Here is a 26,144-nt window from a genome sequence, read left to right as displayed (position 1 = left end):
GGGGCGCGGCTTGTGCGCGTTCGGGAGTTCCTCCATACGCACCCTTGCGAGAAGCAAAATCTGGTAGGGACAGATGCAGATTCAAAAGACCTCGCTTCCGGGCGTGCTGGTCCTCGTTCCGCGGCGGTTCGGCGACGAGCGCGGCTTCTTCTGCGAAAGCTGGAACCGGCGGACCCTGCACGAGGCGGGGCTCGATCTGCCGGAATTCGTTCAGGATAATCATTCCTTATCCGCTGCGCCCGGCACGCTGCGGGGGCTGCATTTCCAGGCCCCGCCGCATGCGCAGGGCAAGCTGGTGCGCTGCGGACGCGGGCGGCTGTTCGACGTCGCGGTCGATATCCGCAGGGGCAGCCCGACCTATGGGCGATGGACCGGCTGCGAGCTGTCCTTCGAGAACGGCCGCCAGCTGTGGATTCCGCCTGGGTTCCTGCATGGTTTCGTGACGCGCGAGCCGGACACGGAAATCCTCTACAAATGTACAGATCATTACGCGCCGGATTGCGATGGGGCGGTGGCTTGGGACAGTATCGGCATCGACTGGGGCGTCGGCGCCCGGCCGATCCTGTCGGCCAAGGACGCGGACGCCCCGGCATTGGACGAGTTCGACAGCCCTTTCACCTATGAAGGGCCTTTTGATTACGAGGCGAGATTATGAAGATTCTGGTGACCGGCGGCGCGGGATTCATCGGTTCGGCGGTGGTGCGGCTGGCGGTGGCGCGGGGGCACCGGGTGGTGAACCTCGATTCGCTGACCTATGCCGCCAATCTCGAGAACGTCGCCCCGGTCGCCGGCAGCCCGCTCTATGCCTTCGAACGGGCCGACATCCGCGACCGCGCGGCGCTGGACCGCATCCTGGCCGCGCACCGGCCCGACGCGATCATGCATCTGGCCGCGGAAAGCCATGTGGACCGCTCGATCGACGGGCCGGGCGCCTTCATCGAGACGAACGTGACCGGCACCTACAACCTGCTTGAGGCGGCGCGGGCCTGGTGGACCGCGCAGGGCCGGCCCGAGGGGTTCCGCTTTCACCACATCTCGACCGACGAGGTTTTCGGCTCGCTGGGCGAGACCGGCCAGTTCACCGAAGACACGCCCTACGACCCGCGCAGCCCCTATTCGGCCTCGAAAGCCGCCTCGGACCATCTGGTCCGCGCCTGGCACGAGACCTATGGCCTGCCGGTGGTGCTGACCAATTGCTCCAACAATTACGGGCCCTTCCACTTCCCGGAAAAGCTGGTGCCGGTGGTGATCCTGAACGCGCTGCACGGCCGGCCGATCCCGGTCTATGGCGACGGCGGCAATATCCGCGACTGGCTTTATGTCGAGGATCACGCCGACGCGCTGCTGCTGGTGCTGGAAAAGGGCCGCATCGGCCGCAGCTACAATATCGGCGGCGAGAACGAGGCCAGGAACATCGACCTCGTGCGAACCATCTGCGGACATATGGACCGGCTGCGCCCGGATGCCGCGCCGCATGACCGGCTGATCCGCTTCGTCGCCGACCGTCCGGGCCACGACCGGCGCTATGCCATCGACCCGACCCGCATCCGCACCGAGCTGGGCTGGCGTCCCTCGGTCACGGTCGAGGAGGGGCTGGCCCGCACCGTCGAATGGTATCTGCAAAACGAGGAGTGGTGGCGGCCGCTGCTGACCCGGCAGGGGGTCGGGGAAAGGCTCGGCACGGCATGAAGGACCTTCTGGTCTTCGGCCGCACCGGACAGGTCGCGACCGAGCTGGCGCGGCTGGCGCCCGGGGCGCGATTCCTCGGCCGCGACCAGGCCGATCTGACCGATCCCGCCGCCTGCGCCGCGGCGATCCGGGCATCAGACTGTGCGGCGGTGCTGAACGCCGCGGCCTATACCGCCGTGGACCGCGCCGAATCCGAGCCCGACCTGGCCCGCGCCGTCAATGCCGAGGCGCCCGCCGCCATGGCCCGGGCGGCAGTGGAACGGGGCGTGCCCTTCCTGCATCTCTCGACCGACTACGTCTTCGACGGCTCGGGCGAGCGGCCCTGGTCCGAGACCGATCCCACCGGCCCGCTGGGCGTCTATGGCGCGACCAAGCTGGCCGGAGAGCGCGGCATCGCCGCCGCCGGCGGGCAATGGGCGGTGCTGCGCACCTCCTGGGTGTTCTCGGCCCATGGCGCGAATTTCGTCAGGACCATGCTGCGGCTGGGCGCCGAGCGCGACGAGCTGCGCGTCGTCGCCGACCAGCAGGGCGGACCGACCCCGGCGGCCGACATCGCTGCCGCCGGCCTGACCATGCTGGACGCCATGCGGGCCGATGCGGCGCGCGGCGGCCTCTATCACTTCGCCGGGGCGCCCGACACCAGCTGGGCCGGCTTCGCGCGCGAGATCATGGCGCAGGCGGGCCTCTCCTGCCGCGTCACCGGGATTTCCACGGCGGACTATCCCACCCCCGCCCGACGCCCGGCCAATTCGCGCCTGGATTGCGCCGCCATTCTGCGGGATTTCGGCATCAGTCGCCCCGACTGGCGTGCCGGTCTCGCCAAGGTCTTGCAGGAGCTGAAACCATGACCCAATCCGAAACTCCCGCCAGCCGCCGCAAGGGCATCATTCTGGCCGGCGGGTCGGGCACGCGGCTTTATCCGATCACCATGGGCGTGTCGAAACAGCTGCTGCCGATCTATGACAAGCCGATGGTCTATTACCCGATCACCGTGCTGATGCTGTCCGGCATCCGCAAGATCGCCATCATCACCACGCCCGAGGATCAGGACCAGTTCCGCCGGTTGCTGGGCGACGGCAGCCAATGGGGGCTCAGCTTCCATTATCTGGTGCAGCCCTCGCCCGACGGGCTGGCCCAGGCCTATCTGCTGGCCGAGGATTTCCTGGCCGGCAGCCCCTCGGCCATGGTGCTGGGCGATAACATCTTCTTCGGCCATGGCCTGTCGCTGCTGCTGGAGGCCGCGGACCGCCGGATCCAGGGCGGCACGGTGTTCGGCTATCGCGTCGCCGACCCCGAACGCTATGGGGTGGTGGCCTTTGACGAGCAGGGCAGGGCCAGCGCGATCATCGAAAAGCCCGAGGTTCCGCCCTCGGATTACGCGGTGACCGGGCTTTATTTCCTGGACGGCAGCGCACCCGCCCGCGCGCGCGAGGTGCGGCCCTCGGCCCGGGGCGAGCTGGAGATCACGACGCTGTTGGAAACCTATCTGCACGAGGGCAGCCTGACGGTCGAGCGCATGGGGCGCGGCTTCGCCTGGCTTGACACCGGCACCCATGCCAGCCTGCTGGATGCCGGCAATTTCGTGCGCACGCTGGAGCAGCGCCAGGGGCTGCAGACCGGCTGCCCGGAAGAGATCGCCTATAGCCAGGGCTGGATTGATGCCGAGCGGCTGCGCGATCAGGCGCGCAAGTTCTCCAAGAACCAGTACGGCAACTATCTTGCGCGGCTGCTGAGCTGAAGCGCAGGCCCGCGACGCAGGACCCCGCCCCGTTCCTTGCCCGCTCTGCTTCCGGCAGGCGTATCCTGACGGCTATGTTCCGGGCGCGCGGCCGGCCCCGGTTTCGCGCGGGCGCGCTCAGGCGGGGTGCGGTCTTGGCGTGGCGCGGGCGTGGCGCGGGACGGAGCATGGCTGGCGATGCGCACGGTGCCCGCTTCACCGCCACCTTTGCCTGGTCGGCCGGCTTTCTGTGCCCCCGACCTGGGCAGCCCGGATATCGCGCCGCAAGGACCCGGCGTGCTATGCCACGTTGGGGGCTTCTCGCCTGCCGCCTTCTCCGCGCCAGATATCTGCACATCATGAAAATAGGTCTAGAATGAAAGCACAGCCTGCGCGTCGCGGCTTCGAAGGCCTTGGATGATTCAACCTAGCGAATGGCTTGCTGCGCCAGCGAAGCGCCCGCCTCTGGAACCCCACGTTCGCTGGTCCTTGTATGCCGAAAGCTTGTAGGAAATCACGACGATGCATCGGGCTGCGGCACTCGGCATGCCGCGCCCGTGGCCGAGCCAGGCATGGTCATGGTGACGCGACCGGTGCCCGCTGCAGGCGGCCGGCCTGCATTGTCAGCATGGCTCTCCCGCTCCGTTGCAGGAGCAGTGAGGCGCCCGCGAGGCTTAGCCCCGTGGAACTCTTGCTTCCAGGATCGTAGCTTTCCTCTGACGGCCTCTGCCGCATTTGGCTATCGCGGACTGCCGCCCCGAAGCCGATCAGGTCGAGAATCAATACCGCAGTAGTCCGGCAAGGTCGGGCCTTCCGTGCCGATTCGATCATGCAAGTCCGCCGCAGCTATCCGCCACGATTGCCTGCCCGGCTGGTCGGGTCGGGTTGTTCCTGGCCGTCTTCGGGGCATTCGCCCGTGCAGCGTGACGAACCGCCTTGCTGGCCGGGCTGCCCCTAGTCTTAATCGACATTCATCGCATCCAGATCATAGCAACGGCGAGATGGATGAATGCGAGGAAGTGTCTTGCGAGGCGGTCGTATCTGGTTGCGAAGCGCCAGAAGTGCTTGAGCTTGTTGAAGCAGCGCTCAATGCGGTTGCGTAGTCTGTACGCGGCAAGGTCGCGGGGGGACAGCTGCGGGTAGGGTTGCAAGGGATGACCGCTTCGGCTCCCATCTGGCTGATGATTGCCCTTAACCAATTGGCGTCATAGGCTTTACCGGCCAGAACAGCCTTGGCATTGAAGCCTTCGAGCAAAGCGGCCGCCGTTGTGATGCGCCTGCCTGACCGGGCGTGAGAATGAAGCGCAACGGTCTGCTGAGCCTGTCGGCGAGCATATGGACCTTAGTGGTCAATCCTCCCCGGGAGCGCCCCAGAGCCTGGTTCCGATCCCCCTTTTTTCGGTCGCCGCCTGCTGGTGGGCGCGGACCGGAGCGGTGTCCAGCATCAGGGACTTGTTGTTGCGATCCTTGATCAACGAGGCGAAGACCTTCTCCCCGCCCCCTCGGCCCAGCGGGAAAAGCGCTTGTGGACGCTCCTGCACTTGCCGTAGCGTTGGGGTAGATCGCGCCAATGCGCGCCTGATCGTAGAACCCGGAAAACACCGTTCACACACAAACGATTATCCGTTCCAGTGCGGCCGGGATCACCAGCCGTCCCCGCCAGCAGGGGCGCTATTCGCCCCCACTACGCCTCGACTCATAGCGTTTGGTGTCCATCTCAAGCGCCGTGACAAATCACGGAGCCCTATGAATCAGACATCAAGCCAAAACGGAATCCTGAATGTCGATCCGTCCTAGGGCACGGCCCCTGCCTGTGCCCGAAGAGTTTCGGCGCGAGGGAGGGGAAAGACGTCCGGCCTTTGCGCTGAACCCGCAGGCCCTAGCGATTCGGCCGGCGCAAGCGTCCAGCCAAGGCGGCGGCGAGAACGGCCAGCGTGCCCGCCCGCGTCTGTCGGTAAAGCCGCATGCGCAAGATTTCGGCGAAGGCCCGCGGACCGCTGGAGCATAGCATGTCGCCAAAGCGGTGCAGCAGGCGCCGGTTCGAGGGCAGAAGCAGATGAGCGACCGGTTCCAGGGCCTGCTGGTTGCGAAAGAGCCAGTCGGCGAAGCGGCCGTCCATCAGCATCGAGACCCGCGCGGCGCGGGCCCGCGCGGTATCGTTGCGCCCCATCAGATTGCCCGGGTGCTGGCGGTAGAGCAGCACCTGGGCCCGGTCCCGCATGATTTCGGCGCCGGCGCCCGACAGCAGTTGATAGGCCCACCAGTCATGCGAGACGATGTCGGCGCTTTCGGCGGCGGGCGCGGCGGATTGCAAAAGCCGCACCGCCGCGCCATTGGCAAGGATGGTGTTCCCCGGCAGGCAGGCCTGGATCAGCGCATTGCGAAACCCGAAAGGCCCGGGAAAATGCGGCGCCGCTGCGACGGGGTTGAGCGCCTCGTCGCAGATCGTGGTCCGGGCCGCGTAGATCGCCGGGCCTTGCCGGCCGGTCAGGAAGGACACGCCCCGCGCCAGCCGGTCGGGCAGCCAGACATCGTCCTGGTCGGCATAGGCCAGCCAGCCGCCGCGCTCGACGCGGCGCGTCAGCTGCAGGAAGTTCCGCGTCGAGCCCAGCCCGGGCCCGTCGATCAGCTCGACTTGGCCCGCCGGGCGGGTTCGGGCGAAATCCGACACCATCTGCCGCGTGCCGTCCGTCGAGCCGTCGTCCGAGACGATCAGCCGCCAGTTCGCGACGCTTTGCGCGACCAGGCTGTCCAGCTGGGGACGGATGAAGCGCCCTCCGTTATAGCTGGCCATGACGATGGTGATCGGCGGGTGCAACTCGGTCTCCGGTCTCGGTGCGCCTTACCTATAGCGACCCCGGGCCGCGGACCAGAGGGGCAGATGCGAGGGTCATTGCGCCTGCCGGCCGATATCCTCGATCAGGATGCGCTTCACATTCGGACCCGCGGCCTTCTGTCCGGCGGCCAGCAGGGCCGCGCGCAGCCGCTGCAGCGCCGGTTCGGCGGTGAAATTGCCATCGAAACCGCCGGTATTGGCTTCGATCATCAGCGCATTCAGCAACGCGTCGCGCAACCGGTGTTCTTGGGCCTCGATATCGGAGCGGGCCGTGGCGGGCATCTCGATGCTCAGCGACAGGATCATCACCGCCGTGGGGGTGCCGTTGCGCAGGATCGGCACGAAGAACTGGTTCGGAAACTTGAACCAATCCAGGCTCGCACCGCTTTCCGCGCCGCCGCCATGGCCGCCCTCGGCCGCCGCCGAGGCGTTGGGGGCATGCGCTCCGCCGGCTTCCGCCACGGTTTCGGTATCGGCGCCCGGCTTCGCCTCGGCTTTCCCGGCGGCCTTTCCGCCGCCGAGCATGTCGCCCCCCACCGAGCCGCCGACGAAGGCCAGCAGGGGGATCAGGATAAGCAGGATCTTCTTCACGGCCTTCCCCCTCAATACGGCAGGAGGATATCGGCGATCTGCTGGCCATAGCGCGGCTGCTGAACATCGCTGATCTGCCCGCGTCCGCCATAGGAAATGCGCGCCCCGGCGATGCGGTCATAGGCGATCTCGTTGCGCCGCCCGATATCCGAGGGGCGCACGAAGCCGCTGACGGTCAGCTCGCGGACCTCATAGTTCACCCGGACCTCCTGGGTGCCCTGGATTTTCAGGACGCCATTGGGCAGGCGATCGACGACCGTGGCGGCGACGCGCAGGGTCAGCTTGTCCCGCCGCGAGATATTGCCGCTGCCCTTGAAGCTGGAGGAGGCCTTGGCCTCGGCCAGTTCGTCCATGCTGGCGCCGTCGGGCAGGATCTCGTCGATGCGCTGCGGCAGGCCCATCAGCGAGGGGATGCTGACCTTGTCGGCCGAGCTGCGGCTGCGCCCCGAGCTGTTCTGGATCTCGGCCCGGTCGTCGATCTCGATGACCACGGTCAGGATGTCGCCGCGGCTGGTGGCGCGCCGGTCCGCGACCAGCGAATTCTGCGCGCCGGACCAAAGCGAGGCCGTGCTGTCCGGCCGGTCGGGAAGCGTGCCGATGCCGTAGCCCGAGGAAGTCATGGCCTGGAACTCGACGCTGCTTTCGGGTTCGGTCATGGCGGGAACCCGGCCGACCTGCGAGACCCGGCCGCAGGCCGAAAGCGACAGGGCCAGCGACAGGGCGCCAAGCAGGAGGACGGGGCGGGGATGCATGTTCTGGGGCATGGAATGACTTTCAGTTTTGCTGGACGATGACCGTCCCGTCCGGGGCGACGCGCCCCGAGACGGTCACGCGCGACGCGTTGTTCATCACGCGGATGATCTGCCCGACGCTGCCGGCCGAAAGCGCGCGGCCCTCGGCCTCGATGCGCAGGGAGGAGCTCTCGTAGGCGATGGTGACGATCTGATTGCGGCCGACAAGGGTCGGCGCGGTCAGGGCCGAGGGGTCGATGCGCCGTCCCTGATAAACCATGACGCGCAGCTGCTGGCCCAGCACCTGCGCGATGTCCTGGGGCCCGCCCGCCTGTCCCTCGGCGATGGTCACATCCGCGGCCGAGATCACGGTGCCGGCCGGCAGGGTTCGCGTGGCCACCACCGGCCCGGCAAGCGCCCAATGCGGCAGAAAGGCGAGCGCGAGGACAAGCAGCCGCATCACCGCACCTGCACCGTGGTGCCGAGCATCTGGTCCGCCGCGGTGATCACCTTGGAGTTCAGCTCATAGCCGCGCTGCGCCTTGATCAGTTCGGCGATCTCGCGCACGGGATCGACCGAGCTTTCCTCGAGGTAGCCGGCGCGGATCGTGCCCAGCCCCTCCTGGCCCGGCGTGGCGACCTGCGGGGCGCCCGAAGCGACGGTTTCCAGGAACAGGTTCGAGCCGATCGCCTCGAGCCCCTTTTCGTTGATGAAGCTGGCCAGCGTGATCTGGCCGAGGTTTTCGGGTTCGACGCGGTCGTTGAAATAGGCGAAGACCTCGCCATCGGCATTGATCGAGATGCTGCGGGCGTCCTCGGGGATGGTGATGTCGGGGACTAGCGGATAGCCCTCCGAAGTGACGACCTGCCCCTCGGCCGAGCGTTTGAGGCTGCCGTCCCGGGTATAGGCCGAGATGCCCGAAGGCATCGTGACCTCGAGATAGCCGCTGCCGTCGATGGCGATGTCCAGATCGCCGTTGGTCTGGGTCAGCGAACCCTGCGCCAGCATGACCGTGACGCTGGCCGGGCGCACGCCCAGGCCAAGCTGGATGCCCGCCGGCACCATGGCCCCGGTGGTCGCGGTCAGGGTGCCCGGCCGGGTGGCCTGCTGATATTGCAGATCGGCGAATTCCGCGCGCCGGGCGTTGTAGCCCGTGGTGGACATGTTGGCGAGGTTGTTCGAGATGACCTCGACGCGCATCTGCTGCGCGCTCATGCCGGTCGCCGCGATCTGAAGAGCTCTCATGTTCTGTCCTTTCACCGGGTCAGGGAGGTGATGGCCTGGCGGATGCGCTGGTCTTCCTGGTCAAGGAAGCTCTGGCCCAGTTGATAGGCGCGCTGGACCTCGATCATGCGCGCGATCTCCAGCACCGGATCGACGTTGGAATCCTCGAGGAAACCCTGGCGCAGCACCGCGTCGTCAAGCGGCTCGACCGCGCCGCCCGGATCGAAGAGCGTGCCGGCCTCGTGCCGCAGCTTCGACGGCTCGGGACCGGCAAAGACGCCGATGCGCCCGATCGGATTGCCGTCGGCCGAGACGGTGCCATCCGTGCCGATGCCGATGCCGCGGACCCCCGCCGGGATCACGATCGGGGCCTGGCCGTCATCGAGCAGCTGGTAGCCGTCGGGATTGACCAGCTCGCCCTCGGCATTGGTCATGAAGGCGCCGGCGCGGGTCAGGCGGTTGCCCTGCGGCGTCTGCACCATCAGGAAGCCCTCGCCGTCGATGGCCATGTCGAACTGGCCGTTGGTCTGGGTCATGCCGCCGGGACTGAGATCGACCATGCGACCACGGCCGTTGGCCATGGCCAGCGTTTCCCCGCGGCGATCAAGCGGCACCATGTATTCCGAAAACACCACCCCCTCGCGGCGGAAGCCCGCGGTGTCGGCATTGGCGATGTTGTTGGCGACGGTGCGCATCTCGCGCATCAGGCCGGATTGCCGGGTCAGGGCGGCATAGATCGCGTTGTCCATGGCCTAGGACCCCGCGATCTGCGGCAGGATCTGGTCGGTGAAGAAGCTGGTGAGCGTCGCGGTCATGAAGCTCATGCTGACCCAGAACACCATCAGCATCAGGCCGATCTTGGGCACGAAGGTCAGCGTCATCTCCTGCACCGAGGTCAGGGCCTGGAACAGGCCGATGACCACGCCGGTGACCAGCGCCACGATCAGCAGCGGCGCGGCCATGCGCACGGCGATCCACAGCGCCTGCCGGGTCAGGTCGAAGATCAGGTTCTCGTCCATGGTTCCCCCTCAGACCGGCATGCGCAGGATTTCCTGATAGGCCTCGACCACCTTGTCGCGGATGGCGACCACGGTCTCGAGCGCGATCTCGGCCTGGGCGATGCTCTGGACCAGCTCATGCGTGTCGGCCTTGCCCGTCATGGCGCCGGTGGCGGCGATATCGACCTGCTCCATCACCCGGGCGAAGTCCGAGGCGGCGGCGGTCACGCCCTGGGGCAGGCCATCGGCCGGCGCGACGGCATGGCGGGCATGGTCGTAGGCGGTTGCGGCGAATGTCGATGAAATCATGGCGGTTCCCCTAGCGGCGGATCAGATCCAGCAGGGCGCTGCCCATCTGGCGGGACTGTTCAAAGACGCGCAGATTGGCCTCGTAGCTGCGGCCAGCCTCTTTCGCGTCGGCGATCTCGATGATCAGGTCCACGTTGGAGCCCGAATAATAGCCTTCGTCATCGGCCATCGGATGGGCCGGGTCGTAGATGCGCGGCAGTTCGCGCCGGTCGAAACGCGTCGGGCCGGCCGCGACGGCGCCGGTCCGCCGGCCGAAATCGACCTGCTCCTGGAAGGCGACGACCTTGCGGCGATAGCCGGGCGTGTCGGCATTGGCGATGTTTTCCGAGATATGGCGCAGGCGCACCGCCTGCGACCGCATCCCCGAGGCGGCGAGTTCGACTGCGGAAAGCGAATCGGTCATCTGCGCATCCCCTAGCCGCGGCGGCCGAGGCTGGTGCGAATCAGCCCGAGCGAGGATTTCGTCACCGCCAGAGAGAGATCGAATTCGCGCTTTGCCGCCGCGCTGCGAAAGATCTCCTCTTCCAGCGAAACGGTGTTGCCGTTGGGCGACGGCTCGCCGCCGTCGTCCAGGACGCGGCCCTTGTCATTGCCCCAGCCGACGCCGGTGAGGTGCCCCGGCCGCGAGGCGTGCATGCCCTCGGTGACATGCGTGCGATAGGTCTCGGCGAAGCCCGCAAGATCGCGCGAGCGAAAGCCGGGCGTGTCGGCATTGGCGACGTTCCGGGCGATCAGCTTTTGCCGTTCGGCCGCGTGGGCCGTCAGGGAACTGGCCATCCGCAAGGTATCGATCCGGTCAAACATCGAGGCGTCTCCTCAGGTTCCGATAAACCCGGTCTTAACCTCAACAGGTTTAGAAACCCTTTCGAGGCGGTGGCGCCGGCGGGAAAAAACGAGGTCGGAATGGATAAAATGCAATCTATCGCGTCGCGGATGCGGCGGGTCCGCATGACCCGGCATTTCGGGCAGGTCGGCGCCATCCAGGCCGGTCTGATCCTGGCGGGCGGGCTGAACAGCCATGCGTCCCTTGGAGATCGAGTCGTATTTTCAATGCGTTCCGGGGAAGTCCTCGGCGGAGAAATTGTCGCCCTGCATGAGGATCGGGCGGCGATCCTGCCCGAGGGGCCGATGGACGGGCTGTCGATCGGCACAAGGGTCGAGCTGGTCTTTGCGCCCTCGCTGGCGCCGGCGAATGCCTGGGTGGGGCGAATCATCGACCCCTTCGGCAGGCCGCTGGACGGGCGCCCCCTGGTCGCGGGCGGGGAAGAGCGCGGCTTTCGTCCTGCCCCGCCGCCGGCCGCCCTGCGCAACCGGCTGGGCGGGCGGCTCGATACCGGGCTTGCGGTCTTCGACACCATCCTGCCTTTGGTGCGCGGCCAGCGGATGGGGCTGTTTGCGGGTTCGGGCGTCGGCAAGTCCACGCTGCTTTCCGCGCTGGCCAAGGGGGTCTCGGCCGATGTGGTGGTGATCGCGCTGGTGGGCGAGCGCGGGCGCGAGCTGCGCGAATTCGTCGAGGAGACGCTGGGCGAGGAGGGCATGGCGCGCTCGGTGGTGGTGGCGGCGACTTCGGACCAGTCGCCGCTGATGCGACGGCGCTGCGCCTGGGCGGCGATGACGGTGGCCGAGCATTTCCGCGATCAGGGCCGGCACGTGCTGTTCCTGGCCGATTCGATCACCCGCTTCGCCGAGGCGCATCGCGAGATCGCGCTGGCGGCGGGGGAAAGCCCCAGCTATCGCGGCTTTCCCCCCTCGACCTCGCATCTGATCATGTCGCTGGCCGAACGCTCGGGGCCGGGGCCCGAGGGTGCGGGCGACATCACCGCGATCTTCAGCGTGCTTGTCGCGGGTTCGGACATGGAGGAGCCGGTGGCCGACATCCTGCGCGGCGTGCTGGACGGCCATGTCGTGCTGGACCGCGCCATCGCCGAGCGCGGCCGGTTTCCGGCGGTGGACGTGCTGCGCTCGGTCTCGCGCTCCCTGCCGCAGGCGGCGACGCCGGCCGAGAACGCGCTGATCGCGCGGGCGCGGGCGATGCTGGGCACCTATGCCGAATCCGAACTGATGATCCGCGCCGGGCTTTATTCCCCGGGCACCGACGCCCGGCTGGACGAGGCGGTGCGGCTCTATCCGGCGCTGGACCAGTTCTTCACCCGGTCAAGCCGCGATGCGAAGCACAGCTTCGCGCTTCTGGCCGAGGCGGTGGGCGCGCCGGCAAGGGCGGCCTGAGCCGAAAGAAGTCTATGAATCCGGCAAGGTTATGGCATGATTGATGAATGTTAACCTGTGACCCGAGGTCATTGCACCGCCGCCGTCGAGTTGACACTCTCCCGCGGTCGAGCCGAGGAGCGTCATGGCCATCACCGAATATTTCGTCCGCTACCTGCAGCGAAGGGACCTGCTTTCCGAATCCGACATCGCCTGTCTTCGGGCGATTCCGACCACGCATGCCTGTTTTCGCCCGGGCGAGGTGATCGTGCCCCGGGGGCGGCTGGCGACGCGCAGCTGCATGATGCTGCGCGGCATGGCGGCGCGCCAGCACGAACTGACCGGCCGGCCGGGCGAGCGGGTGATCACCGCCCTGCATGTGCCGGGCGATTTCGTCGATCTGCACGGCTTCGTGCTGGCCGGGCTGGAGCATGACGTGATCTCGGTCGGCGAATCCGAGGTCGAATTCGTCGATCATGCCTCCCTGCGGGAGGTCACGCAGCATTTCCCGCATCTGACGCGGCTCTTGTGGATGTCCACGGTGATCGATGCGGCGATCCATCGGCAATGGCTGGTCGCGGCGGCCTCGCTGCGCTCCAGCGCGCATCTGGCGCATCTGCTGTGCGAACTCTACACCCGGCTCGCCAGTGTCGGCGCGGCGCAGAACCACCGCTTCACCCTGCCGCTGCTGCAGAAAGAGCTGGCCGACATCCTGGGCTATACGCCGATCCATGTGAACCGTGCGGTGCGCGACCTGCGCGCCGGCGGGCTGATCCGCTGGAACGGCGGCGAGGTCGAGATCCTCGACTGGGCGGGTCTGGCGCGGCTGGCGCGGTTCGATCCGGAATATCTGGAGCTGGACCGGGTCCGGCGCTAGCGCCTATTGGCACAGCCGAAAGCCGCCGCGCCGGGCCTTGATGTCCAGGTGCAGGTGGTTGTCATGCGCCGCATTGGCGCCGGGTCCGAGGACGGTGGTGAAATGCAGGCAGGCCGTGCCGCGTACCGCGCGCTGGAAGGCTTCCTGCAGGTCGCCGCTGTCCTGGCGCGGCTCGACGGCGAGACGCGTGCCGTCCTCGAAGCGGAAGGCGGCAATGTCGAAGGCATTGCCGAAGGCGTGTTCGGACAGGGTCTCGCCCGCATTCCCGACCGTGGGCCGGCATTGATAGGTCGAGCCCGGCTCCAGCGCGACCAGCCGCGGCTGGCCCGGCAGCATGGCCGCGGCTGGCCGCACGAAATCGCGCAGCCAATGCGCCAGATGCCGCGCCGTATCGCAGCGCATGGGGGCACCGCCCGGGATCTCGATGCCGGGCAGCGGCTGGCGCAGCAGGATCGGCCGGTCGATGCCGCAATCGCGCTGTTCGGGGTCGAGGATAGGCGGCGCTTCGCTGAAATCGGCGCCCAGCAGGGTCAGCTCCAGCAGGCAGGCGGAATAGGCGAAATCGCTTTCCCGCAGTGTGGCGCGGATCGGCGGGGCCGGAGGGCCGGCCCTCTCGGATTGCTCGTCCTCGGCGGGCGGTTCCTGGGGCCGGGGCGCGGGTTCGGCGGTGGTTGCGGGCTCTGCCGGGGCGGCTTCATGGTCGGGGCGCGGGGCGGGGCGGTCCTCGGCCGGGCGGCCGGGACGCGGAACCGGCGCCTCCTCGGCCGGGGCCTGGCCCGGCAGCGCGGTCAGCAGCACCGTCAGCCCCGCCAGCAGCCCGCGCATCTCAGGGCTGCCCGGGCTGGGGATAAAGCGTCACGCTGCCCGGCGCCTCTCCCGGCAGGCTGTCAGGCAGCACGGCGTCGGAAGGGTATTCCGGCTCTTCCTCGACCGTGGCGGGATGCGGCGTGTCGGGCACCAGCGGTTCTTCCGAGACCGGCACCGGCGGGGTGATGACCAGGGGCTCGGGCGTCACCACCGTCGCGGCGGCGGCGGTCGCCGCGGTCTCGGTCGGGGCGGGAACAACCGCTGCCGCCGCCGGTGCGGCGGGAAGCTCGGCCGCGATCACCTGCGGCGGCATCCGGTCGCCGCGCGCCGGGGGACGGGTGCCGGCGATGGTCGTGGTGACCGCCGCCTGGGTGGCCGCCACCATGGGCGAGGCGCCGGTCACATCGGCGATCCGCACCCCCGGCGGCAGGAACTCCACCGTCGTGACCTTGGGCTTGACCATATGCGCCAGCTCCCAGGCGTCCCAGTTCGTCAGCCGCACGCAGCCATGCGACTGGTTCAGGAACAGCTGCGAGGGGGTGGCGGTGCCGTGGATGCCATAGGTCGGCTCGGACAGGTCGATCCAGACATTGCCCACCGGCCCGTTCGGCCCCGGCGGGACGATCAGCACCCGGTCGTTCTGGCCCTGCCTGAAGTTGCGATGCGGATTGTAGGTATAGGTCGGGTTCAGCGCCACCGCGTCGACGACGTGATTGCCGTGCGGCGAGGGCGTGTCGGCCGATCCGACGGTGGCCGGGTAATCCGCGACCATGTTGCCCTTGGCGTCATAGGCGGCCACGCGGCGGGTTTCCTTGTCCACGATGATGCGGGTGACGGTGGCCCGGATCGGCTTGGCCGGCACGGTGACGTGGATCGTCTCGCCGGGCCGGAAGGCGGCGCCGGGGTTCAGCTTGGCCAGAAACTTCTCGTCCATGTGGAATCGCTCGGCCAGCTTCTCCAGCACGCTGGTATAGCCCTGCGAGGTCATCGCGGCCTTTTCCGCGTAATCCGAGGGGATGCGGTCCACCAGCCCGGTCGCGTCCTCCTCGGTGATGGTATAGTCCGCCGTCAGCGGCGCGGCCGCATAGCCCTGCAGCAGGTCCCAGACCGCGTGATCCATGCGCCCGGTCATCGGCAGGCCCGAGCGGCGCTGGAAGGCCATGATGGCGCTTTCGCTCATGCCGCCGCGCCAGCCGTCCACCACGCCGGGCGAGATGCCGGCCCGGTCCAGCAGGATCTGCACCTTGGCGGTCAGCGCCGACTGGCCGGCGGGCAGGTCGCCGCCGTCATAGCCGGCCAGCTCGATCTCGGCAGGCGTGATCGTGGTCAGCGCCCGGGGTTTCGGCGCCGCCACCTGCGCCGCGGTGCCCGATGCGGGCGCTGTGGCCGGGGCGGTCGAGGGCACCGCCTGCGCCCAGCCGGGCGAAAGCGGCAGCAGAAGGGCGGCGGCCAGCGAAAGGCGCGCAAGGACGCCCGTGCGGGGTCGGGTCGGGGGCATGCTCGGATCCGGTCTGTTTGCCTGTCGTGTTTTGGTTTTGTCCCGCACATTTGGCCAAATGTGCCGGCCATGGCAAGCAGGGGCTGGTCAACTCGGGTTGAACGCGCCCTTCAGATCGTGGCGGCGAAGCGGTGATGCTGGGGGAAATACCGCCGCGTCAGCGAGACCGGCATGTTGTTCAGCCAGTCGATCCGCTCGACCAGCAGCACCGGATCGCCCGCCGTCACGTCCAGCGCCTCGGCGGTGAAGCCCGGGCTGGCCTGGGTGGCGCCGATCGCCATGCTGCCGCGGTTGATCGGCACATGGCCAAGCAGCCATTCGCAGGGGCTCATCTGCGTCAGAGCCTCGCGCGTCAGGCCGGGCGTGGCGTAATAGTTGATCCAGCGTTCTTCGCAGCAATAGGGCGCCGCGTCGGCGGTGAACCGGGCCTGGACCCGCATCAGGCTGTCATCGGTGCGCAGCAGCATGGATTGCGCCACATCCGCCGGGGGGGCGCATTCCTGCCAGTCCAGCAGCCGGTAGCCGTAGATCTTGCCCGAGGCCTCGATCTCGCGCCGCAGCAGGAACCGCACCATCTGGACGCGCGGATGCTGCGCGACGCGGGTGCCGACCTTGCGCCGGCGTTCCAGGACCCCACTTTGGGCAAGGGTCTGCAGCGCCCGGTTCACCGTCGCACGGGCGCAGCCGAATTCGGTCGCCAGCTCGGCCTCGGTGGGGATCAGCTCTCCCTCCGGCCAGTTGCCGTTATGGATGCGCGTCAGCACCTCTTCCTGGACGGCTTGCCAGGTCATGTTCCGCCGCTTGCGCTCTTGCAGCTCTGCCGAGAGGGCCTGCGCCACATGGCTGGGAAGCTCAATCATGTCTAAAATTTATGTCTTTGCGTCGAGGTTGCGGCAGAAAAACTCGCTATCGTCGATCGAAACCGGCATCGCCGAGAACAGGGGCGGTGAACCCGGGCGGCAGGTCTGCCCGATCGTGGAACTTAGGTAAACTCTTCAGTTTAGTTTTTGATTGCAAATTCCCGCGAGGGTCAAGGGCTATTCCTGTCGCAGGCCAGGATCCGCCTGCACAGGTTGACATTCCGGCGGCCGGACGTGAAAAACGGGCGATTCTCGAGAGGTGAGCCCCGTGTCGGAAGCCACGACATTCCGCGGCCAAGGCGTCTTCGCCACCGCCTGGACGGTGCTGGTCGCGATCAGCCTGTGCCACATGATCAACGACATCATGCAATCCATGCTGGCGGCGATCTATCCGCTGCTGCGCGAGGAATTCAGGCTGTCCTATTGGCAGATCGGCATGATGACCTTTGCCTTCCAGGTCACCGCCTCGCTGCTGCAGCCGGTGGTCGGCATGGTGACCGACCGCAACCCGATGCCGCGCTCGCTGGCCGTGGGCATGGGCGCGACCGTCATCGGCGTGCTGCTGCTGGCGCTGGCGCATGAATACTGGGTGCTGCTGTCGGGGGCGATGCTGATCGGCATCGGCTCGGCGGTGTTCCATCCCGAAAGCTCGCGGGTGGCGCGCATCGCCTCGGGCGGGAAATTCGGCACCGCGCAATCGCTGTTCCAGCTGGGCGGCAATTTCGGCCAGGCGCTGGGGCCGCTGCTGGCGGCCTTCATCGTGGTGCCGCTGGGGCGGCCTTCGGTGGCGATCTTCTCGATCGCGGCCATGCTGGGCTCGGCGGTGCTGTGGCGCGTCGGCAGCTGGGCCGAGGGGCGGCGCAAGGCCGCCGGGACCCGCGTCGCGGGGCCTTCGGCCTTTTCGCGCCGCCGGGTGGCGGTGGCCATCGTCGTGCTGGCTTTGCTGACCTTCACCAAGAACATCTATACCGCCAGCATTTCAAGCTATTACACCTTCTTCCTGATCGAGAAGTTCGGGCTGAGCACCCAGCACGCGCAGGTGATGCTGTTCCTGTTCCTGGGCGGCATGGCGGCGGGGGTCATGCTGGGCGGGCTGATCGGCGACCGCGTCGGGCCGCTGAAGGTGATCTGGTTCTCGATCCTTGGCATCCTGCCCTTTACGCTGGCGCTGCCGCATGTGGGACTGGTCGCGACCGGGGGGCTGACCGTGGTGATCGGGCTGATTCTCGCCTCGGCCTTTCCGGCCATCGTGGTCTTTGCGCAGGAGCTGGTGCCGGGACGGACCGGCATGATCGCCGGCATCTTCTTCGGCTTCGCCTTCGGCATGGGTGGCATCGCCGCCGCGGTTCTGGGCGTGGTGGCGGATGCGAAGGGGATCGAATTCGTCTACCGGATCTGTTCTTATCTGCCGCTGATGGGGCTGTTGACCATCTTCCTGCCGCGGATGGAGCGGTTGTAGCTGCCGGACCGGGGGCGCTGCCCCCGGACCCCCGGGATATTTGGACAAGAAAGAAACATGACGACGATCAAGGCAAGGCCGATCACCGCCGAGGCATTCGCCCCTTTCGGAGAACTGCTGACCCCGCGCGAGCGGCCCTCGAAGATGATCAATGCCGGGCGGTGCGAGCGGCATCACGCGCTGGCCACGGTCGAGCGCGGCGGCGGCGAGGCGATCATCTCGATCTTCCGTTCCGAGCCGGTCAGCCTGCCCTATGACTGCACGCTGCTGGAGCGCCATCCCCTGGGCTCGCAGGCCTTCGTGCCGCTGGGACCCGATCCCTGGCTGTCGATCGTGGCCCCGGACGAGGGCGGGCGGCCGGGCGCGCCGGTCGCCTTCCTGGTGCCGGCCGGCATGGGGGTGAACCTGCGCGCCGGGGTCTGGCATGGCGTGCTGACGCCGCTGGACCGGCCGGCCGATTTCCTGGTCGTGGACCGCGAGGGCGAGGGCGTGAACCTGGAAGAGGTCGAGATCGCCCCCGTCACCGTCGAGGCATGAGCCTGCCCGACTATTCCTTCGAGGAGGCGGCGCTGCGCGGCGGCGCGCGCTTCGTCGCCGGCGTGGACGAGGTCGGGCGCGGGCCGCTGGCCGGGCCGGTGACGGCGGCGGCGGTGATTCTGGATGTCGCCTGCATTCCCGAGGGGCTGAACGATTCGAAGAAGCTGACCGCCAGGCGCCGCGAGGCGCTGGCCGAACTGATCATGGCGCGCTGCGACTGGGCCGTCGGCCATGCCAGCGTCGAGGAGATCGACCGGCTGAACATCCTGCGCGCCTCGCATCTGGCGATGTGCCGGGCCATTGCCGGGCTGCGCCGGCGGCCCTGCCTGGTGTTGATCGACGGCAACATGCTGCCGCGCGATCTGGACCTGCCGGGGCAGGCGGTGGTGGGCGGCGACGGGCGCTGCCTGTCCATCGCCGCGGCCTCGATCGTGGCGAAACTGTTGCGCGATCGCATCATGGTGGATTTGGCGCAACAGCACCCCGGATATGGCTGGGAGGCGAATGCCGGTTATGCGACTGCGGCGCATCGCCAGGCGCTGCTAGATCTGGGCGTAACCCCATATCATAGGCGCAGCTTCGCGCCCGTCCACAATATCTTGTGTAAAGAAGAAACCACAAGCTTTTGATTCGAAAAAGAATTTGACGGCGAATCGGCTCTGACTCATTATCGGCCCCAGCAAATCGGCAACCCAATAGCCGAACCCCCGAGGCAGTGATGACGAAACCTGACACCAAATCCCGCGCCGTGGCGCGAACCCTTCCGCTTAACCAGATTCTGGCCGGTGACTGCATCGAGGTCATGAACGCGCTGCCCGAGGCCAGCGTCGATCTGATCTTTGCCGACCCGCCCTATAACCTGCAACTCAAGGGCGAGCTGCACCGGCCCGACAACAGCCGCGTCGATGCGGTGGACGACCATTGGGACCAGTTTTCCGGCTTTGCCGCCTATGACCGCTTTACCCGCGACTGGCTGGCCGCCGCGCGCCGCATCCTCAAGCCCGATGGGGCGATCTGGGTGATCGGGTCCTATCACAACATTTTCCGCGTCGGCGCGGAGCTGCAGAACCAGGGTTTCTGGATCCTGAACGACGTGGTCTGGCGCAAGGCCAATCCGATGCCGAATTTCCGCGGCAAGCGGCTGACCAACGCGCATGAGACGATGATCTGGGCCAGCAAGTCCGAGGGCGCGAAATACACCTTCAACTACGAGGCGCTGAAATCGCTGAACGAGGGCGTGCAGATGCGCAGCGATTGGGTGCTGCCGATCTGCACCGGAGGCGAGCGGCTGAAGGATGCCGGCGGCGCCAAGGCGCATCCGACTCAGAAACCCGAGGCGCTGCTGCATCGCATCCTGGTCGGGTCCACGAATCCCGGCGACGTGGTGCTGGACCCGTTCTTCGGCACCGGCACCACCGGCGCCGTGGCCAAGATGCTGGGCCGCGATTTCATCGGCATCGAGCGCGAAGCCGCCTATCGCGAGGTGGCCGAGAAGCGGCTGGCCCGCATCCGCAAGTTCGACAGCGAGGCCATTGCCACCATCAAGCCCAAGCGCGCCGAGCCGCGCGTGCCCTTCGGCCAGGTGGTCGAGCGCGGCATGCTGCGCCCGGGCGAGGAGCTTTATTCGATGAACAACCGCCACAAGGCCAAGGTGCGCGCCGATGGCAGCCTGATCGGCAATGACGTGAAGGGCTCGATCCACCAGGTCGGCGCGGCGCTGGAGGGGGCGCCCAGCTGCAACGGCTGGACCTATTGGCATTTCCGGCGCGAGGGGCGGATGGTGCCCATCGACATCCTGCGCCAGCAGATCCGCGCCGAGATGGAGGCCGAAGAGGGCCGCGCCCACTGATTTCCCGGTTTCGCCAAGTCCCGAAGCTCCGCGAGCTCTGGCGCGGCCGGGACCGCCTTGCCCCGTTCGGCCCTGCGCCGGGCGGGGCCTTTTGGCTTTTTCGGTCGGGTTGCGGAAATTACAGCGCCCCGCGCGGCATCGGCAGCGTGCCGCGGTTATAGGGCTGCCAATCGGTGATCTCGGGATAGAACTGCCGCCGCCAGGCCCGGACGCGCGGGTTCATCCGCCGCCGCCACAGGGGCGGCACCATGGCGAGGAAGGTCATCGCCGGATAGCCCATCGGCAGCTGCGGCGCCTCTTCGTCGGAATAGGTCTGCAGCAGCGGAAAGCGCCGGTCGGGCTTGTAGTGATGGTCGGAATGGCGCTGCAGGTTGATCAGCAGCCAGTTGGTCGCGGTATGCGAGGAATTCCAGCTGTGCCGCGGCAGAACATGTTCATAGCGCCCCTCGCCCAGATGCTTGCGGGTCAGGCCGTAATGCTCGACGTAATTGGTCAGTTCGAGCTGCCAGACGGCGACGAAGGCCTGCCAGAGGAAGAGCAGCAGCCCCTGCCAGCCGCCGAGGATGAGGGCCAGCGCCAGCATGGCCAGCTGCAGCGCGGCGTAGCGCCAGAACGGGTTGCGGCGGTCGAATTTCGAGCGGCCCGAGCGGGTCAGCCGCCGCGTCTCGGCCGCCCAGGCGCTTTTCGGGCACTCGATCAGCACGCGCAGGAAGAAGCGGAAGAAGCCCTCGTTGTAGCGGGCCGAGACCGCGTCGCGCGGCGTCGCCACCCAGGAATGATGCACCAGCAGGTGCTCGGTGCGGAAATGCGAATAGAGCGTCGAGGCCAGCAGCAGGTCGCCCAGCCAGCGTTCCAGCTTGTTTCTCTGATGCAGCAGTTCATGGGCATAGACGATGCCGATGGTGCCTGAGGCGACGCCGATGCCGAAGAACAGGCCGAGCTTTTCCCAGCCGGAAAGCGCGCTGCGGGCGGCATACCAGATGCCGCCGAAGATCATTACCGCCTGGATCGGGAACCAGATCACGGTGATGGCGCGATACCAGATCAGCTGCGATTCCGGCGTCTCGGTGTCGGGGTTCTCCTCGTTCAGGCCCAGCACCGCGTCCAGCATGGTCATCAGATACCAGGCATAAAGCGGCATCAGCGCGAACCACCAGCCGCCCAGTGTCGCGGCAAGCAGGGCCAGCGGCACCATGCCCAGGGAAAGCCAGAAGGGCAGGGCGTCGATCAGGCGGGCGCGGAACGCGGTTTGCATGGGCGCAACTATGACGGGTTTTGCTATGGCTTGCCATGGCGACGCGATGTCGCGGGGCGGGCTGTTTCGGGACGGTCCTTGGCGAGGGACCAGGCCTTGCGCATCAGCCCCGGCAGGGCGCTGGGGCGGAAGGCGCCAAGCGGGGTCAGGCTGCCGCGTTCCGGCGCCGCGGTCAAGCGGGCGCTCATCACCGTCAGGTCCAGCGCGAAATGGGTGAAGACATGGCGGACGAGGCCGATCTCCTGCCAGTCGGCGGGGGCGGGCGGCGGGTGGTGCGAGCCGTCCCAGCCGGTCGAGGGAAAGGCCAGCGTGCCGCCCAGCAGGCCCTTGTCCGGCCGGGTCTCGACCAGCACCGCGCCCTCGGCAAAGCCGATCCAGACCGTGCCCCGGCGCAGCGGCTTGGGTTTCTTCGGCGTCTTGCGCGGCAGTTCGGCGGCGATGCCCTGGGCGCGGGCGGCGCAATGGTCGATGATCGGGCAGATGCCGCAGGCCGGGCTGCGCGGCGTGCAGATCGTCGCGCCCAGGTCCATCATCGCCTGGGCGAAATCCCCCGGCCGCTCGGCGGGCGTCAGCCGGGTGGCCAGCGCCACCAGTTCCGGCTTGGCGGCGGGCAGCGGCGTTCCGACCGCGAAAAGCCGGGCCACGACGCGCTCGACATTGCCGTCCACCACCGTCTCGGGCCGGTCGAAGGCGATGGCGGCGATGGCGGCCGAGGTATAGGCGCCGATGCCGGGCAGCGCCGCCAACCCCTCGCGCGTGTCGGGGAATGCGCCCATGGCGGCGACCTCGCGGGCACAGGCCACCAGGTTGCGGGCGCGGGCGTAATAGCCGAGCCCCGCCCATTCGGCCATCACCTGCGCATCCTCGGCCGCGGCGAGGTCGTGGACCGTGGGCCAGAGGCTGGTGAAGCGTTCGAAATAGGCCTTCACCGCCGCGACGGTGGTCTGTTGCAGCATGACCTCGGACAGCCAGACGCGATAAGGATCGGCGCGGCCCTGCCCGGGCGGCACGCGCCAGGGCATGGCGCGGGCATGGCGGTCGTACCAGGCCAGCAGCTCGGTGGGGATCACCTTCGGGTCACGCAATTTTCAGCCTCATTCAGCCGCGTCTCTCTGGCATCCGGGCGCGCCGCGGTCCAGACTGCGGCGCAGATAAACCATATGGTCGCCCGATGGCCCAGAAGAAACCCGAGACCCAGCCCCGCCGCCGCATGCGCGGCTTCGAGGCCGCGGCGCAGCTGGTTGCGCAGCGGGTGAAGGCCGTGGGCGAGGGGCGGGGCTTCGCCGTGGCCCGGCTGCTGACGCATTGGCAGGAGGTGGTCGGCCCCGAGCTTGCCGCCCATACCCGCCCGGTCCGGATCAGCCACGGCAAGGGGTTCGGCGCCACGCTGACGCTGCTGGTGCCGGGCGCGCATGCGCCGCTGGTCGTCATGCAGCTGGACCAGATCCGCGCGCGGGTGAATGCCTGCTACGGCTTCAACGCCGTCTCGCGCATCCTGCTGACCCAGACCGCGCCCGTGGGTTTCGCGGAAGGTGAGGGAGGCTTTGCGGAAGGCCAGGCCGAGTTCGCCGCCGCGCCGCGCCGCGCCGCCGCGCCCGATCCGCAGAAGATCGCCCAGGCCGAGGACATCGCCTCGGGCTTCGACAATCCCGCGCTTTCCGACGCCATGCGGCGGCTGGCGCTGAACATCCTGTCCCGCCGGGACGCCAACGACCGAAAGGCCAATCCATGATGCTGCTTCGCCGCTCTCTGATCGCCGCCGCCACGGCCGCGCTGACCGTCTCTGCGCTGCCGGCGCTGGCGCAAGAGGCGGAACCCGCCGACAACGCCGCCGGAAACGCCCAGGCCGCCGAGCAGATGCCCGAGGGCAAGGTCCTGCCCGACATCGCCCTGGGCGCGGCCGATGCTCCGGTCACCATCATCGAATATGCCAGCTTCACCTGCAACCATTGCGCGGCCTTCCACGACCAGAACCTGCCCAAGCTGAAGGCCGAATATATCGATACCGGCAAGGTGAAGTTCATCCAGCGCGACGTCTATTTCGACGCCGTCGGCCTGTGGGCCGGCATCCTGGCGCGCTGTGGCGGGGACGAGAAATACTACGCCGTGTCCGACCTGATCTTCGACGACCAGAAGAACTGGCTGAACGCCAAATCCGGCGACGAGATCGCCGCCAACCTGCGCAAGATCGGCGCCAAGGCCGGGATGACCGGCGAGCAGATGGATGCCTGCTGGAACGATACGCAGAAGGTCGCGGATCTGGTCACCACCTTCCAGACCCATGCCACCGCCGACCAGATCGAGGGCACGCCCACCTTCATCATCGCCGGCGAGAAGGTCCAGAACCAGCCTTGGGACGATCTGAAGAAGATCATCGACGCCAAGCTGGCCGAGGAAGGCTGAACGCCGGTCCGGCGGCGCGGCTGCCGGAGTATTTGGGAAACGATGAAAGCGGAAGGCCCCGGATCTTGCCGGGGCCTTTCACAATCCCAGCGTCTCCAGCCGCCGGGTCAGCGGCGCCGGGTCGTCCAGCTGCAGCCGCACCGGCAGGGTCAGCACCCCGGGCCGGAAGCGGCGCGGCAGCCGCGCGGCATCCTTTTCCGTCGTCACCATCTGCGCGCCCAGCAGCCGCGATTCGGTCTGGAGGCGGGTCAGCAGTTGCGGGGTGAAGGGCTGGTGATCCTCCAGCGCCTCGGCGCGGACCACCTCGGCGCCGAGGCCGCGCAGGGTGGCGAAGAATTTCTCGGGATGGCCGATGCCGGCAAAGGCCAGCACGCGCAGGCCCTGCCAGTCCATGCCGGTCTGCAGCGGTGCGAGATGGCCGGTCAGGTGCGGCAGCCCCAGCCGCGGTCCCCAGGCGGCGGCGAAACGCGCCTGGGCCGCGCCGTCGCCGATCGAAAGCAGCAGGTCGGCGCGGGCAAGGCCGCGATCCACCGGCTCGCGCAGCGGCCCGGCGGGCAGGCAGAAGCCGTTGCCGAAACCCCTGGCCGCATCGACCACGACCAGCGACAGGTCATGCGCCAGCGCCGGGTCCTGGAAGCCGTCGTCGAGCAGGATCGCCTGCGCCCCGGCCTTGACCGCCGTCCGTGCCCCCGCCTGGCGGTCATCCGCGACCCAGACCGGGGCGAAGGCCGCCATCAGCAGCGGTTCGTCCCCGACCTCGGCAGCCTTGTGGCGCGATTCCTCGACCCGCAGCGGGCCTTTCTCGCGGCCGCCATAGCCGCGCGAGACGATATGCACCGCCACGCCGCGCGCCTGCAGCAGCTGGGCCAGCATGATCGCGGTCGGGGTCTTGCCGGTGCCGCCGGCGTTCAGGTTGCCGACGCAGATCACCGGCACGCCCGGCCGCAGCCGCGGGCCGCGCGCCAGGCGCCGGGCGGTGGCGGCGGCGTAGAGCCCGCCCAGCGGCGCCAGCAGGCGGGCGGGCAGCCCGGGCGGGCGGAACCAGAAATCGGGGGCGCGGCGGCTCATTGCGGGTTCTCCATCGCCTCGATGACGGTATCGGCGATGCGGCGCAGCACCGCGGCGCCGCCGGTGCTGACCGACCAGGCGTTGCCGGCCAGCATCGCCGCCTGATCGGGCGCCGACAGATCGGCCACCGCCCGCGTCAGCCCCGCGGCGTCGGTGACCAGCCGTGCCGCCGAGGCGCCGTCCAGCTGCACCCATTCCGGGCCATGCGCCTCGATCACCGGGCCGTGGATGACTGCCGAGCCAAGCGCCGCCGGTTCGAACGGATGGCGCGGCGCGAGGCCCGGACCGGGCAGCAGCGTGCCGCCCATGAAGCAGACCGGCGCCAGCCGATACCAAAGCCCCATCTCATGCGTGTCCTCGGCGATCAGGACGTGATCGTCGGAGGAAGGGTCGCTGTCCTCGGAACGCAGCACCGCGGCCAGGCCGAGTTCCTCGACCTCGGTCAGGACCGCGGCGAGGGTGTCGGCCGGCAGCCCGGCCAGGATCAGCAGCGCGCGGTGGTTGTGATGCAGCGCCGCCTGATGCGCGGCCAGGGCGGCCTTGGCCTCGGGCAGGGTGGGGCAGGCCGCGAGCCAGACGTGACGGCCCGCGAGGATCTGCGCCAGGGCGCGCCGCTCGGCCTCGTTGGCGCAAAGCGGCGGCCGGGTCTCGGTGATCGGGCCGGTCAGCTCGATCCGGTCCGGGGGGGCGCCAAGCTGGCGGGCGGCGGCGCCGGCGGTCAGGTCGGGGGCGAGGATGCGGGTGATCCTGCGCATCAGCCCGCGATTGATCGCCCCGCGCCACGAGCCGCGCCGGGTATAGGCGACCAGCCGCGCCTCGCACAGGATCACCGGCAGCCCCGCATCGGCCATGCCCGAGATGAGCGAGGCCGGAAGCTGGTCGCCGAGGATCAGCAGCGCGCGCGGCTGCAGCGCCCCGATCACCTCGCGCACGGCGGCGGGATCGCGCGGCCGGGGCAGGGCGGCCGCCCGCAGGCCGGCGGGCAGCGAACCGGGAGGCGGCGGCGCGCCGGTAAAGGCGCAGCGCAGCCCCGGCCGCCGCGCCAGCAGCGCCCCGATCAACGGGCCAAGCTGCGGCGGATCCTCGGCATTCTCGGACAGATGCACCATCAGCAGCGGGCCTTCGCCCGCCGGGACGGCGATGGGCTCGCCCCGCCCTTCGGCCAGCGCGGCGCGGCGGCGCAGATGCAGCCAGAGCGCCAGGGATGCGGTCGCCTGCGAGGGAAGCATCG

General features: G+C 68.4%; 29 protein-coding genes and 1 pseudogene. 12 read left to right on the top strand and 18 right to left on the bottom strand.

Annotated elements, in window-relative coordinates; genetic code table 11:
- The first annotated feature begins 73 nt into the window (after positions 1–73).
- Genes rfbC through rfbA form a run of 4 tightly spaced genes read left to right on the top strand, consistent with a single transcriptional unit; the run spans position 74 to position 3,427 of the window.
- Entirely contained in the window at positions 74–655 is a 582-nt protein-coding gene (gene rfbC / locus L632_RS0114655) for a dTDP-4-dehydrorhamnose 3,5-epimerase (protein WP_028713220.1), read from the top strand.
- Positions 652–1,689 carry a dTDP-glucose 4,6-dehydratase gene (rfbB, locus tag L632_RS0114650; RefSeq protein WP_028713221.1) on the top strand — a complete coding sequence of 346 codons (1,038 nt, stop codon included), beginning with the start codon at positions 652–654 and terminating at the stop codon, positions 1,687–1,689. Before rfbC ends, rfbB begins: the two co-directional genes overlap by 4 nt.
- Positions 1,686–2,537, top strand: coding sequence for a dTDP-4-dehydrorhamnose reductase (gene rfbD / locus L632_RS0114645; RefSeq protein WP_028713222.1), 852 nt, complete (start codon positions 1,686–1,688; stop codon positions 2,535–2,537). Before rfbB ends, rfbD begins: the two co-directional genes overlap by 4 nt.
- Positions 2,534–3,427, top strand: coding sequence for a glucose-1-phosphate thymidylyltransferase RfbA (gene rfbA, locus L632_RS0114640; protein WP_028717046.1), 894 nt, complete (start codon positions 2,534–2,536; stop codon positions 3,425–3,427). The genes rfbD and rfbA overlap by 4 nt, the downstream gene beginning before the upstream one ends.
- A gap of 950 nt (positions 3,428–4,377) precedes the next feature.
- Here rfbA and L632_RS23915 read toward each other — a convergent pair.
- The 11 genes and pseudogenes from L632_RS23915 to L632_RS0114580 form a co-directional block, all read right to left on the bottom strand.
- Positions 4,378–5,081: pseudogene (locus tag L632_RS23915) on the bottom strand (IS5 family transposase).
- A gap of 204 nt (positions 5,082–5,285) precedes the next feature.
- On the bottom strand, positions 5,286–6,224 hold the full coding sequence (locus L632_RS0114625; protein WP_028713224.1) for a glycosyltransferase: 939 nt from the start codon (positions 6,222–6,224) through the stop codon (positions 5,286–5,288).
- Between the two features lie 72 nt (positions 6,225–6,296).
- Positions 6,297–6,833, bottom strand: coding sequence for a hypothetical protein (locus L632_RS0114620; protein ID WP_028713225.1), 537 nt, complete (start codon positions 6,831–6,833; stop codon positions 6,297–6,299).
- Between the two features lie 11 nt (positions 6,834–6,844).
- Positions 6,845–7,597 carry a flagellar basal body L-ring protein FlgH gene (flgH, locus tag L632_RS0114615; protein WP_156929475.1) on the bottom strand — a complete coding sequence of 251 codons (753 nt, stop codon included), beginning with the start codon at positions 7,595–7,597 and terminating at the stop codon, positions 6,845–6,847.
- A gap of 10 nt (positions 7,598–7,607) precedes the next feature.
- Positions 7,608–8,024: a flagellar basal body P-ring formation chaperone FlgA gene (gene flgA, locus L632_RS0114610; protein ID WP_028713227.1), complete on the bottom strand. Its 417-nt coding sequence runs from the start codon at positions 8,022–8,024 to the stop codon at positions 7,608–7,610.
- Positions 8,024–8,809 carry a flagellar basal-body rod protein FlgG gene (gene flgG, locus L632_RS0114605; protein WP_028717044.1) on the bottom strand — a complete coding sequence of 262 codons (786 nt, stop codon included), beginning with the start codon at positions 8,807–8,809 and terminating at the stop codon, positions 8,024–8,026. The genes flgA and flgG overlap by 1 nt, the downstream gene beginning before the upstream one ends.
- 11 nt (positions 8,810–8,820) lie before the next feature.
- Positions 8,821–9,537, bottom strand: a complete 717-nt coding sequence (locus L632_RS0114600) for a flagellar hook-basal body complex protein (protein WP_028713229.1) — start codon at positions 9,535–9,537, stop codon at positions 8,821–8,823.
- 3 nt (positions 9,538–9,540) lie between these two features.
- The gene (locus tag L632_RS0114595; RefSeq protein ID WP_028713230.1) at positions 9,541–9,807 is read right to left on the bottom strand and encodes a flagellar biosynthetic protein FliQ; all 267 of its coding nucleotides are present in this window, start codon (positions 9,805–9,807) and stop codon (positions 9,541–9,543) included.
- Positions 9,808–9,816: 9 nt separating this feature from the next.
- Complete coding sequence (fliE, locus tag L632_RS0114590) at positions 9,817–10,095, bottom strand: flagellar hook-basal body complex protein FliE (protein ID WP_028713231.1); 279 nt, start codon at positions 10,093–10,095, stop codon at positions 9,817–9,819.
- A gap of 10 nt (positions 10,096–10,105) precedes the next feature.
- Positions 10,106–10,498 carry a flagellar basal body rod protein FlgC gene (flgC, locus tag L632_RS0114585; RefSeq protein ID WP_028713232.1) on the bottom strand — a complete coding sequence of 131 codons (393 nt, stop codon included), beginning with the start codon at positions 10,496–10,498 and terminating at the stop codon, positions 10,106–10,108.
- Between the two features lie 11 nt (positions 10,499–10,509).
- Positions 10,510–10,899, bottom strand: a complete 390-nt coding sequence (locus tag L632_RS0114580; RefSeq protein WP_028717043.1) for a FlgB family protein — start codon at positions 10,897–10,899, stop codon at positions 10,510–10,512.
- Positions 10,900–11,007: 108 nt separating this feature from the next.
- Between L632_RS0114580 and L632_RS0114575 the strand changes: the two genes are divergently transcribed.
- Both L632_RS0114575 and L632_RS0114570 read left to right on the top strand, forming a co-directional pair.
- The gene (locus tag L632_RS0114575; RefSeq protein ID WP_028713234.1) at positions 11,008–12,321 is read left to right on the top strand and encodes a FliI/YscN family ATPase; all 1,314 of its coding nucleotides are present in this window, start codon (positions 11,008–11,010) and stop codon (positions 12,319–12,321) included.
- 124 nt (positions 12,322–12,445) lie between these two features.
- Positions 12,446–13,177: a Crp/Fnr family transcriptional regulator gene (locus L632_RS0114570; protein ID WP_051416247.1), complete on the top strand. Its 732-nt coding sequence runs from the start codon at positions 12,446–12,448 to the stop codon at positions 13,175–13,177.
- A 3-nt stretch (positions 13,178–13,180) separates the two neighbouring features.
- Here the strand turns inward: L632_RS0114570 and L632_RS0114565 are convergent, their stop codons facing one another.
- From L632_RS0114565 to L632_RS0114555, 3 genes are all read right to left on the bottom strand, one after another.
- Positions 13,181–14,002, bottom strand: a complete 822-nt coding sequence (locus L632_RS0114565) for an extensin family protein (protein WP_028713236.1) — start codon at positions 14,000–14,002, stop codon at positions 13,181–13,183.
- A 1-nt stretch (position 14,003) separates the two neighbouring features.
- Positions 14,004–15,482: a L,D-transpeptidase gene (locus L632_RS0114560; RefSeq protein ID WP_028713237.1), complete on the bottom strand. Its 1,479-nt coding sequence runs from the start codon at positions 15,480–15,482 to the stop codon at positions 14,004–14,006.
- 110 nt (positions 15,483–15,592) lie between these two features.
- A complete protein-coding gene (locus L632_RS0114555; protein ID WP_028713238.1) occupies positions 15,593–16,342 on the bottom strand; it encodes a GntR family transcriptional regulator in 750 nt (249 codons plus the stop codon).
- Between the two features lie 268 nt (positions 16,343–16,610).
- Between L632_RS0114555 and L632_RS0114550 the strand changes: the two genes are divergently transcribed.
- From L632_RS0114550 to L632_RS0114535, 4 genes are all read left to right on the top strand, one after another.
- Positions 16,611–17,801, top strand: coding sequence for an MFS transporter (locus L632_RS0114550; RefSeq protein WP_028713239.1), 1,191 nt, complete (start codon positions 16,611–16,613; stop codon positions 17,799–17,801).
- Positions 17,802–17,858: 57 nt separating this feature from the next.
- Positions 17,859–18,338: an ureidoglycolate lyase gene (locus tag L632_RS0114545; RefSeq protein ID WP_028713240.1), complete on the top strand. Its 480-nt coding sequence runs from the start codon at positions 17,859–17,861 to the stop codon at positions 18,336–18,338.
- Complete coding sequence (locus L632_RS0114540; protein ID WP_028713241.1) at positions 18,335–18,967, top strand: ribonuclease HII; 633 nt, start codon at positions 18,335–18,337, stop codon at positions 18,965–18,967. The genes L632_RS0114545 and L632_RS0114540 overlap by 4 nt, the downstream gene beginning before the upstream one ends.
- A gap of 89 nt (positions 18,968–19,056) precedes the next feature.
- On the top strand, positions 19,057–20,187 hold the full coding sequence (locus tag L632_RS0114535; RefSeq protein ID WP_051416248.1) for a site-specific DNA-methyltransferase: 1,131 nt from the start codon (positions 19,057–19,059) through the stop codon (positions 20,185–20,187).
- A 118-nt stretch (positions 20,188–20,305) separates the two neighbouring features.
- On the opposite strand, the gene L632_RS0114530 is transcribed toward L632_RS0114535, so the two are convergent.
- Together L632_RS0114530 and L632_RS0114525 are read right to left on the bottom strand one after the other, a co-directional pair.
- The gene (locus L632_RS0114530) at positions 20,306–21,442 is read right to left on the bottom strand and encodes an alkane 1-monooxygenase (protein ID WP_028717042.1); all 1,137 of its coding nucleotides are present in this window, start codon (positions 21,440–21,442) and stop codon (positions 20,306–20,308) included.
- A 23-nt stretch (positions 21,443–21,465) separates the two neighbouring features.
- Positions 21,466–22,464: an A/G-specific adenine glycosylase gene (locus tag L632_RS0114525; RefSeq protein WP_084648116.1), complete on the bottom strand. Its 999-nt coding sequence runs from the start codon at positions 22,462–22,464 to the stop codon at positions 21,466–21,468.
- 149 nt (positions 22,465–22,613) lie between these two features.
- Here L632_RS0114525 and L632_RS0114520 point away from each other — a divergent pair, with 149 nt between their 5' ends.
- Both L632_RS0114520 and L632_RS0114515 read left to right on the top strand, forming a co-directional pair.
- Positions 22,614–23,174 (top strand): DUF721 domain-containing protein, encoded by a 561-nt coding sequence (locus tag L632_RS0114520; protein WP_028717040.1) that lies wholly within the window; start codon positions 22,614–22,616, stop codon positions 23,172–23,174.
- Positions 23,171–23,845: a DsbA family protein gene (locus L632_RS0114515; protein ID WP_028717039.1), complete on the top strand. Its 675-nt coding sequence runs from the start codon at positions 23,171–23,173 to the stop codon at positions 23,843–23,845. The genes L632_RS0114520 and L632_RS0114515 overlap by 4 nt, the downstream gene beginning before the upstream one ends.
- 78 nt (positions 23,846–23,923) lie before the next feature.
- On the opposite strand, the gene lpxK is transcribed toward L632_RS0114515, so the two are convergent.
- Positions 23,924–24,913 carry a tetraacyldisaccharide 4'-kinase gene (gene lpxK, locus L632_RS0114510; protein ID WP_028717038.1) on the bottom strand — a complete coding sequence of 330 codons (990 nt, stop codon included), beginning with the start codon at positions 24,911–24,913 and terminating at the stop codon, positions 23,924–23,926.
- Positions 24,910–26,142 (bottom strand): 3-deoxy-D-manno-octulosonic acid transferase, encoded by a 1,233-nt coding sequence (locus L632_RS0114505; protein WP_028713248.1) that lies wholly within the window; start codon positions 26,140–26,142, stop codon positions 24,910–24,912. Before L632_RS0114505 ends, lpxK begins: the two co-directional genes overlap by 4 nt.
- Positions 26,143–26,144 lie beyond the last annotated feature (2 nt).

It is taken from the genome of Paracoccus sp. J39, assembly GCF_000518925.1.
Lineage (GTDB): Bacteria > Pseudomonadota > Alphaproteobacteria > Rhodobacterales > Rhodobacteraceae > Paracoccus.
The sequence above is the reverse complement of the archived record's forward strand: the minus strand, read 5'-3'. Positions and strand labels throughout refer to the sequence as shown.

Coding starts and splice junctions, on each gene's coding strand:
- rfbC (WP_028713220.1), top strand. CDS start 74: ATGCAGATTCAAAAGACCTCGCTTCCGGGCGTGCTGGTCCTCGTTCCG.
- rfbB (WP_028713221.1), top strand. CDS start 652: ATGAAGATTCTGGTGACCGGCGGCGCGGGATTCATCGGTTCGGCGGTG.
- rfbD (WP_028713222.1), top strand. CDS start 1,686: ATGAAGGACCTTCTGGTCTTCGGCCGCACCGGACAGGTCGCGACCGAG.
- rfbA (WP_028717046.1), top strand. CDS start 2,534: ATGACCCAATCCGAAACTCCCGCCAGCCGCCGCAAGGGCATCATTCTG.
- flgH (WP_156929475.1), bottom strand. CDS start 7,597: ATGCCCCAGAACATGCATCCCCGCCCCGTCCTCCTGCTTGGCGCCCTG.
- flgA (WP_028713227.1), bottom strand. CDS start 8,024: ATGCGGCTGCTTGTCCTCGCGCTCGCCTTTCTGCCGCATTGGGCGCTT.
- flgG (WP_028717044.1), bottom strand. CDS start 8,809: ATGAGAGCTCTTCAGATCGCGGCGACCGGCATGAGCGCGCAGCAGATG.
- L632_RS0114600 (WP_028713229.1), bottom strand. CDS start 9,537: ATGGACAACGCGATCTATGCCGCCCTGACCCGGCAATCCGGCCTGATG.
- L632_RS0114595 (WP_028713230.1), bottom strand. CDS start 9,807: ATGGACGAGAACCTGATCTTCGACCTGACCCGGCAGGCGCTGTGGATC.
- fliE (WP_028713231.1), bottom strand. CDS start 10,095: ATGATTTCATCGACATTCGCCGCAACCGCCTACGACCATGCCCGCCAT.
- flgC (WP_028713232.1), bottom strand. CDS start 10,498: ATGACCGATTCGCTTTCCGCAGTCGAACTCGCCGCCTCGGGGATGCGG.
- L632_RS0114580 (WP_028717043.1), bottom strand. CDS start 10,899: ATGTTTGACCGGATCGATACCTTGCGGATGGCCAGTTCCCTGACGGCC.
- L632_RS0114575 (WP_028713234.1), top strand. CDS start 11,008: ATGCAATCTATCGCGTCGCGGATGCGGCGGGTCCGCATGACCCGGCAT.
- L632_RS0114570 (WP_051416247.1), top strand. CDS start 12,446: ATGGCCATCACCGAATATTTCGTCCGCTACCTGCAGCGAAGGGACCTG.
- L632_RS0114565 (WP_028713236.1), bottom strand. CDS start 14,002: ATGCGCGGGCTGCTGGCGGGGCTGACGGTGCTGCTGACCGCGCTGCCG.
- L632_RS0114560 (WP_028713237.1), bottom strand. CDS start 15,482: ATGCCCCCGACCCGACCCCGCACGGGCGTCCTTGCGCGCCTTTCGCTG.
- L632_RS0114555 (WP_028713238.1), bottom strand. CDS start 16,342: ATGATTGAGCTTCCCAGCCATGTGGCGCAGGCCCTCTCGGCAGAGCTG.
- L632_RS0114545 (WP_028713240.1), top strand. CDS start 17,859: ATGACGACGATCAAGGCAAGGCCGATCACCGCCGAGGCATTCGCCCCT.
- L632_RS0114540 (WP_028713241.1), top strand. CDS start 18,335: ATGAGCCTGCCCGACTATTCCTTCGAGGAGGCGGCGCTGCGCGGCGGC.
- L632_RS0114535 (WP_051416248.1), top strand. CDS start 19,057: ATGACGAAACCTGACACCAAATCCCGCGCCGTGGCGCGAACCCTTCCG.
- L632_RS0114530 (WP_028717042.1), bottom strand. CDS start 21,442: ATGCAAACCGCGTTCCGCGCCCGCCTGATCGACGCCCTGCCCTTCTGG.
- L632_RS0114525 (WP_084648116.1), bottom strand. CDS start 22,464: ATGCCCTGGCGCGTGCCGCCCGGGCAGGGCCGCGCCGATCCTTATCGC.
- L632_RS0114520 (WP_028717040.1), top strand. CDS start 22,614: ATGGCCCAGAAGAAACCCGAGACCCAGCCCCGCCGCCGCATGCGCGGC.
- L632_RS0114515 (WP_028717039.1), top strand. CDS start 23,171: ATGATGCTGCTTCGCCGCTCTCTGATCGCCGCCGCCACGGCCGCGCTG.
- lpxK (WP_028717038.1), bottom strand. CDS start 24,913: ATGAGCCGCCGCGCCCCCGATTTCTGGTTCCGCCCGCCCGGGCTGCCC.
- L632_RS0114505 (WP_028713248.1), bottom strand. CDS start 26,142: ATGCTTCCCTCGCAGGCGACCGCATCCCTGGCGCTCTGGCTGCATCTG.